The 6,177-nt window shown below is 55.0% G+C and carries 9 protein-coding genes and 1 pseudogene; 9 read left to right on the top strand and 1 reads right to left on the bottom strand.

Going from position 1 to position 6,177, the window contains the following annotated elements; all coding sequences use genetic code 11:
• Nucleotides 1-103: 103 nt before the first annotated feature.
• A complete protein-coding gene (locus ACLQMU_RS06985; protein ID WP_424039574.1) occupies nucleotides 104-544 on the bottom strand; it encodes a hypothetical protein in 441 nt (146 codons plus the stop codon).
• A 266-nt stretch (nucleotides 545-810) separates the two neighbouring features.
• Between ACLQMU_RS06985 and ACLQMU_RS06980 the strand changes: the two genes are divergently transcribed.
• The 9 genes and pseudogenes from ACLQMU_RS06980 to ACLQMU_RS06940 form a co-directional block, all read left to right on the top strand.
• The gene (locus ACLQMU_RS06980; RefSeq protein ID WP_424039575.1) at nucleotides 811-1,047 is read left to right on the top strand and encodes a hypothetical protein; all 237 of its coding nucleotides are present in this window, start codon (nucleotides 811-813) and stop codon (nucleotides 1,045-1,047) included.
• A 215-nt stretch (nucleotides 1,048-1,262) separates the two neighbouring features.
• Nucleotides 1,263-1,799: a hypothetical protein gene (locus ACLQMU_RS06975; protein WP_424039577.1), complete on the top strand. Its 537-nt coding sequence runs from the start codon at nucleotides 1,263-1,265 to the stop codon at nucleotides 1,797-1,799.
• A 202-nt stretch (nucleotides 1,800-2,001) separates the two neighbouring features.
• Complete coding sequence (locus tag ACLQMU_RS06970) at nucleotides 2,002-2,505, top strand: hypothetical protein (protein WP_422148500.1); 504 nt, start codon at nucleotides 2,002-2,004, stop codon at nucleotides 2,503-2,505.
• A 14-nt stretch (nucleotides 2,506-2,519) separates the two neighbouring features.
• The gene (locus ACLQMU_RS06965; protein ID WP_422148499.1) at nucleotides 2,520-2,657 is read left to right on the top strand and encodes a hypothetical protein; all 138 of its coding nucleotides are present in this window, start codon (nucleotides 2,520-2,522) and stop codon (nucleotides 2,655-2,657) included.
• Nucleotides 2,658-3,006: 349 nt separating this feature from the next.
• Nucleotides 3,007-3,912: a tetrahydromethanopterin S-methyltransferase subunit E gene (gene mtrE, locus ACLQMU_RS06960; RefSeq protein WP_422148230.1), complete on the top strand. Its 906-nt coding sequence runs from the start codon at nucleotides 3,007-3,009 to the stop codon at nucleotides 3,910-3,912.
• Nucleotides 3,909-4,742 carry a tetrahydromethanopterin S-methyltransferase subunit D gene (mtrD, locus tag ACLQMU_RS06955; RefSeq protein ID WP_422148231.1) on the top strand — a complete coding sequence of 278 codons (834 nt, stop codon included), beginning with the start codon at nucleotides 3,909-3,911 and terminating at the stop codon, nucleotides 4,740-4,742. The genes mtrE and mtrD overlap by 4 nt, the downstream gene beginning before the upstream one ends.
• 9 nt (nucleotides 4,743-4,751) lie before the next feature.
• On the top strand, nucleotides 4,752-5,603 hold the full coding sequence (gene mtrC, locus ACLQMU_RS06950; RefSeq protein WP_422148232.1) for a tetrahydromethanopterin S-methyltransferase subunit MtrC: 852 nt from the start codon (nucleotides 4,752-4,754) through the stop codon (nucleotides 5,601-5,603).
• Nucleotides 5,604-5,605: 2 nt separating this feature from the next.
• Nucleotides 5,606-5,899: a tetrahydromethanopterin S-methyltransferase subunit MtrB gene (mtrB, locus tag ACLQMU_RS06945; protein ID WP_422148233.1), complete on the top strand. Its 294-nt coding sequence runs from the start codon at nucleotides 5,606-5,608 to the stop codon at nucleotides 5,897-5,899.
• Between the two features lies 1 nt (nucleotide 5,900).
• Nucleotides 5,901-6,177: pseudogene (locus ACLQMU_RS06940) on the top strand (tetrahydromethanopterin S-methyltransferase subunit A); the annotation flags it as partial.

The raw sequence follows: 6,177 nt of genomic DNA, 5'->3' as shown, positions 1-6,177 counted from the left end.
AAGTTCGGCGGAGATCTGAAAGCAAGGAAATTTATTGTTCAGATGAAGGAAATCGCAAATAAAATGATTGTCTGTAACATTCACCGGTTCTTACAATTTCTCGTCACTGAGGTTTTCTACAGAGCACGAAATTTGTGAGAATTCCAATTTTCAAACCTGCATTCCAAGCATACCGTCTTAGTTGAAGTGCTGCCTCATTAGAAGCACGATTATTTTCGAATAAATTAATCGAGGGTTTCTTCGTTTCTACAATAAATACACGAGTTCCACCAGTCCGAAAAGAATAGTCTATGGATTTAGTTTGCCCACGGATTGTGATGGGGTCTTCATGAACAACATCTTTTAGTCTATCTGAATTGCCTTCATCATTGTCAATATCCCAGCCAAGTGTTTTAAAAAAAGGATCGATGAATTCTTTACGCAACTCATATTCTTTTTTTTGTTCTTTAAGGTAGACAGTGCGCTGAAATTGATATCTTTCAATCAATTCAAGAATCCATTTTGGTATTGAAACTTTTTCAACTGTCTCCTCTTGAACCGGCATACATGCATATCTATCATTAGTTAACGTTAAAGATGTTGAATTATATTTTCAAGAGGGATATAGGAATTATCACGCACAGTTTGGTAAAGACTCAATTAATTATATCATTCCGCCCGAGCCCCCCTCCCGCGCTCCCCGATTAAGCTAACCACTCGGTTATACCTATCCGGGCCCATAAAAGCCCCCGATTCCCCCAATAACTACCAAATAATTCGAATCTACCGCAGAGTATATAACATGAAATATCATTCAGAAATTAATCACAAATGACCCAGGATTTCTGCACACGGACAACGAGGAAGGCGATGAAGCTCGGGTACGAGAAGAAGGTCGCCCGCCGCCTCGCAAAGTTCTGCTACCTCGCCATGACCTTTACGTGCGGGCTCTTCGGGCTCTTTTTGAGAGAGAAAGCACCGATTTACCTGATCGCCTGTTCCGGGATGCATACTGCGGGTGCCCGGGCCGGTACCGTATCGCCCGCCTCTTCTCTTATACGTCGGTGACCGCCGGTCCGGTCATGGCTGGTACGTGCCCCTATTAGATAGTGCGAAAACGGCTCCGCGTACCGCTTTGTGTAATAGAGTGATGGTTCCCGGTATGGGGCCGGGGCTGTCGATCCCTTTCCGGGCCGGTGTTTTTGACATTTACAGACGAGCGGACGCGCTCTTCCCCGTATCGCAGTGAGACTATCAGAAATTTTAGAAGGATGTGAGAGAATATGCAGAATTCAGAAACCAACGAACAGGACGTGATTGCGCCGGGTGCGATTGCATCCGGTGCCTCGTACAGCAACCGGATTAACCCCTGCGGAACCGTGGCGCCACACAGCAGCCAGGTCGCAGGTGAGACAACAACCATTATCCTGCACACAACAGAAGGAGGAGACCAGGCAGAATCCCATAAACGCTACAGCAGGAACAGCTCGCATGTCCACGAAGCCATGCGACTCCTTGCCACCTACCAGTACATGCCCGTCAGGCTCGCGGAATCGTCCCTGCCGATCAGTATCATCGGCTTCAAGCAGGACGACCCGCTGCTCGTATTCGTCATCAGTGCGCGAAAACCGGTCCCGAGCGCCGCCCGGCTCCACGAGGATTTCAAAGACCCCGTGGAATATCTCTGCCGCATGGCAGGCAGCATGCGCTACCGGATTATGATCTGGGTACACTCCCCGGCCTGCGGCTGGAGATACTACACAGTCTATCCCGGCGGCCTCGCATATGACCTGAAGTTCCCGGGCTCGCTGGAACACTAATCCCACCTCTTTTTTCCCTCAGATCTGCCCATATTCCCCCGTTTTCATCTCCCCTCCATGCCGGACGGCCCGGATACCAGAATCCGTCACGCCACAGCCCCGGATTCATTTCCTTTTTCGGGACTATATCCACCAAATGCCTATGATAGTATGTCAAAGGGCGCCCCGAGACAGAACAAAAAAGAAAAAGGAGATGAAAAAAATGGCAGACTTCACACAGAATACCAACGTGAAGAGTGCGGTCCGCAAACTTGCGGAACCCATCGCGGACATCAGCGCGTTCAACGCGATTGTACAGTCCGTTATCCTGAACAACCCGTTCGGGTGTGTATCGTATATGAGCTCGGGCGCCAGCCACCCGCCCGTAGAAAAGACAAGGGAGGCTTACACGGCAAAGATCGTGTACCAGGACGAGGATGCGAAGATCGTCGGCAGGGGTGCAGACACCTACGACTCGATCGCCGGCTTTGCCGCCGGCATCGCTGCAATCATCGCCAACACTGCAAACACCACGGCCCACGGCGGCACGCCGGCCCACAACTCGGACGGCGACAGCTACTCCGCGACCCTCAGGTGCCACGACCCCAACGGCGAGTTGTTCTACGTGAACTTCTCCCGGCAGCAGGTCACCATCTCGTCCTACGAGGACGACGGCATCCGGAACCGGATCGAGACCTGGGCAGACAGCGTACCGGCGCTTGCGTGAGACAGGTGGACACCATGGACACCTCCCTCATCATCACCGGGGCATTCCTCGGCACTGGCCTCGTCGCCTACGTGGTAATCCCCGGTCTCCTCGTCATGTGGGACCGGGTCCTCGATCACATGGAATCGTCAGAAGACAACAAGCACCCGTAATGCGAAAAGCGGCAAAGGAGGGGGAGGGGCTCCCCCTCCGGCCGGGTGCCGGACTGTTTTTATAGAGCGAACTGAGTCTTCACCCGCCGCCCCACCCCGGTCAGAACAAGGCGGCTTGCCCCGAACTCAACCTGTCTTTCATTAAGGAAAGTTCACATGTCCAAATAATCCGAAATAATCCCCCGTTTTATAATTCGGGCTTTAAATACCCCGATTTTCCGCATATGATTTCGAAACCTTTTAATCAAGATCTCACTAATTTTACACTAACCACAAAGAGTTTTAACTCGATGTGCGTGGCATTGCATTTTGAATACTCTCGTGTAAAAGCACGCAGGGAGGAGGCTAAATGGTAGTAAATATTGTATTTGGCATTGGAATTACTGCATTGGCAGGAGCCCTTGCCACCGTAGCCGGTTCCGCGGAAGATACTGAATCCAACATCGGGTCGCAGGGAGACCCGAACTCACAGGTTCAGCTCGCTCCGCAGATGGGATTCGTGCACCGCATCTTCAATAAGGCGGTCGCCGGCGAACCCCCAGCGTACGGGCTGTGGTGTGCTCTGGGCGCAGGACTTGCATGGGCGTTTCTCGCCATGCAGGTAAACGCGGTTCTCGCGATTGTCCTGGGCTCTATTCTTGCAGTCTTCGTTCAGGGCGTCTATGCGACAACTGCATACCTGGGCAGGACGGCAAGTCTTTCCAAGTTCGGCCAGCCGGTCTACGTGGACATCTTGAAGTCCATGACGTCGGTTGCCATGGCTCATGCCTTTGTAGCAGTTTTCTGTACTGTCACCATCTGTTACCTGATCAACGTCGCGCTGGGACACCCGTTCCCGCTGCCGCTGCTCGGGTTCATCTGGGGTATCACACTCGGTGCAGCAGGATCGGCAACAGGAAACCCGTACTACGGCAAGGAACGCCAGTACCAGAACCAGAAGTTCGGTGCCGGTGTCCCGATCTCGGCATCCGGGAACATCGTCCGGTATGCTGAAGCCGGGGAACGCAACTCGCTCGACAACGGGTTCTTCACCGCAAAGTTCGGTGGACCCGCGTCGGGCCTCTGCTTCGGCCTGATCGTATTCCTTGAACTCTGGCGTACCATGGTCTTCGAGAACATCGGCGCCGGCTGGGGAGCGATCATTGTCGGCATCCTGATCATCCTGATCTTCACCATCGTTGACAGGTACATCGAAGTCTGGGCACGCAAGAACTACGGACCCTACACCGCTCCCGCCAAGGAGGCAGCACCATGACCGCAGTCGCAGCAAAGCCGGCAGCAGGCTCCGCGATGAACCCCGCCGCAATGGCGGTAGGCGTGATACTGCTCATCATCCTTCTCGGGATCGCCTACGTGATCTCTCCGGGTCTCGGCCTCATGGCCCTGATCGGCGTCATCATCGGCGGTATCCTGATCGGGTTCGGTGTCCACTTCGTGCCGGTCGGCGGCGCACCCGCAGCCATGGGCCAGGCACCCGGTATCGCAACCGGTGTCGCGATGCTCGCAGCAGGTGCAGGACTTGCCGGACTCTTCGGCGGCGCCTGGGCTGCAGACCAGGGGCTCGTCATCGCCGTCATCACCGGCGGAGTCGGCGGCGGAATGATGATGGCCATCACCTGTATGATGGTGAACTTCGTCTACGTCTTTGGCATGGGTATTCCCGCAGCCTCAGGCAAGGTAGCAAAGGACCCGATCACCGGGGACACCCAGCCTGAATACAAATCGCAGGGTACCGAAGGCCACGGTCTTCCGTTCGTCTCGTTTGTCGGCGGTGTAACCGGCGGTATTCTCGGAGGAGCCGGCGGGACGCTCATCTATATCGAGCTTCTCAGCCTCTACAAGGCAACACTCCCGACCGTCATGAACGTAACCGCAGCGCAGGCACTCCCGATCGCAATTTCCGTCGCAGGAACGTTTGCCATCGGCCTGTTTCTCGTCAACGCGGTGCTGACTGCCTACAACATCACAGGAACAATCGAAGGCCCGCACGACCCCAAGTTCAAGCGCTGGCCGCGGGCCATCGTTGCATCCGCGGTCGCATCGGCGCTCTGCGGTCTTGTGGCGATCCTGATCGTCACGATCTGAGGTGTTGAAATGACCGTTAAAGTTGAAGTAATTGAGGGAGGAATCCCGCACACGAAGATCATGCTTGCAGGACTCGTCTGCACGATCGTGTGCCTGTACCTCTCCTATCTCAATGTGGTAACCAACACCGGGCTGTTCTCGTTCTTCGGCGGCCTCGCTGCAATTGCAGCCCTCATCTGGGGGAGCCACACCATCAAGGTGCTCTGCAGTTACGGTATCGGTACCGGTGTACCCTCGGCAGGTATGATCGCATTCGGTTCCGGTGTCATTGCAATGCTTCTTGCAACCAAGTTCGGCATCGCAGCACCCATCGTTGCGCTCGTCCTTGCAGCCATCATCGGGCTCGTCCTGGGGTATCTCGCAAACGATGTCCTCAACATGAAGATCCCGGTGATGATCCAGTCACTCACCGAGCTCGCTGTTGTCGGGGCACTCACCCTCATGGGCTTTGCTGTCCTTATCACCGGCAGCTTCACGTTCGCGGGCCTCACCACCGGGTCAGTCACGCTGTTTGGTGCGCTCGCCATGCCCAGTTACCAGGTCTCGTTCATCGGCGGTGCCCTTACGGCCGTCGCCTTCCTGCTCGGGGCAATTGCAATCCAGCACCCGTTCAACGCGTGCCTGGGACCCGGCTGGAAACAGGACCGGATGCTCATGCTCACCGCAGAGTGCGGATTCCTCTCCATGATCGTGGCAGCCATCATGTCGTTTGCCCTCCTCAGCGCCGGATCAGCCATCATCTCGCTCATCATTGCCCTGATCGGCTGGGTATACACCTACTGTGAATACATCAGACTCTCGAAGCGCGATGCATTCGCATGGCTCGATGCAAAACCGATTCCTGATGTGGAGGGACACTAATCATGGCATACGTTATTGTTCTCCCGGAATTCGGACTGGTTGCCGACCCCCTTGCCGGTATCATCACAACCGCCGGCGAGTCACTCTCGCCCGTGGCTGACAAGGTATCAGTCCTCGAGGCATCGGCAGACGATCTGGTCAACATGCTCTCAGGTGAAGGAAACTATGTCGCATCCTTCCCGGGCCGCGAGAAGACCCTTGTTATCGGTGGCAGCATCAATGCCTTCTGGTACGGGCTTGCCATCGGACTACTCGTTGCAGGAGTCATTGCATTCCAGCTGATCAAGGTGCGCTGATATGGCAGACAAGAAATCACCGGCAAGTGGATGGCCGCTCGTCAAGGGCGACTTCCATTCAGGGGATGCAAACAGCTGCGTCGCTGTTATCACCATGGGTTCCCACCTCGATGAGGAAGGTATCTGTGCAGCAGGCGCAGCGATGTGCGGCTCCTGTAAGACCGAAAACCTCGGTCTCGAGAAGGTCATCGCCAACTACATCGCCAACCCCAACATCAGGTTCATGATCCTCTGTGGTACCGAAGTCAAGGGCCACCTCTCCGGCCAGTCCATGGTCG

Source organism: Methanoregula sp., assembly GCF_052325125.1.
Classification (GTDB): domain Archaea; phylum Halobacteriota; class Methanomicrobia; order Methanomicrobiales; family Methanospirillaceae; genus Methanoregula.
This window is presented reverse-complemented; position numbering and strand designations above follow the sequence as displayed.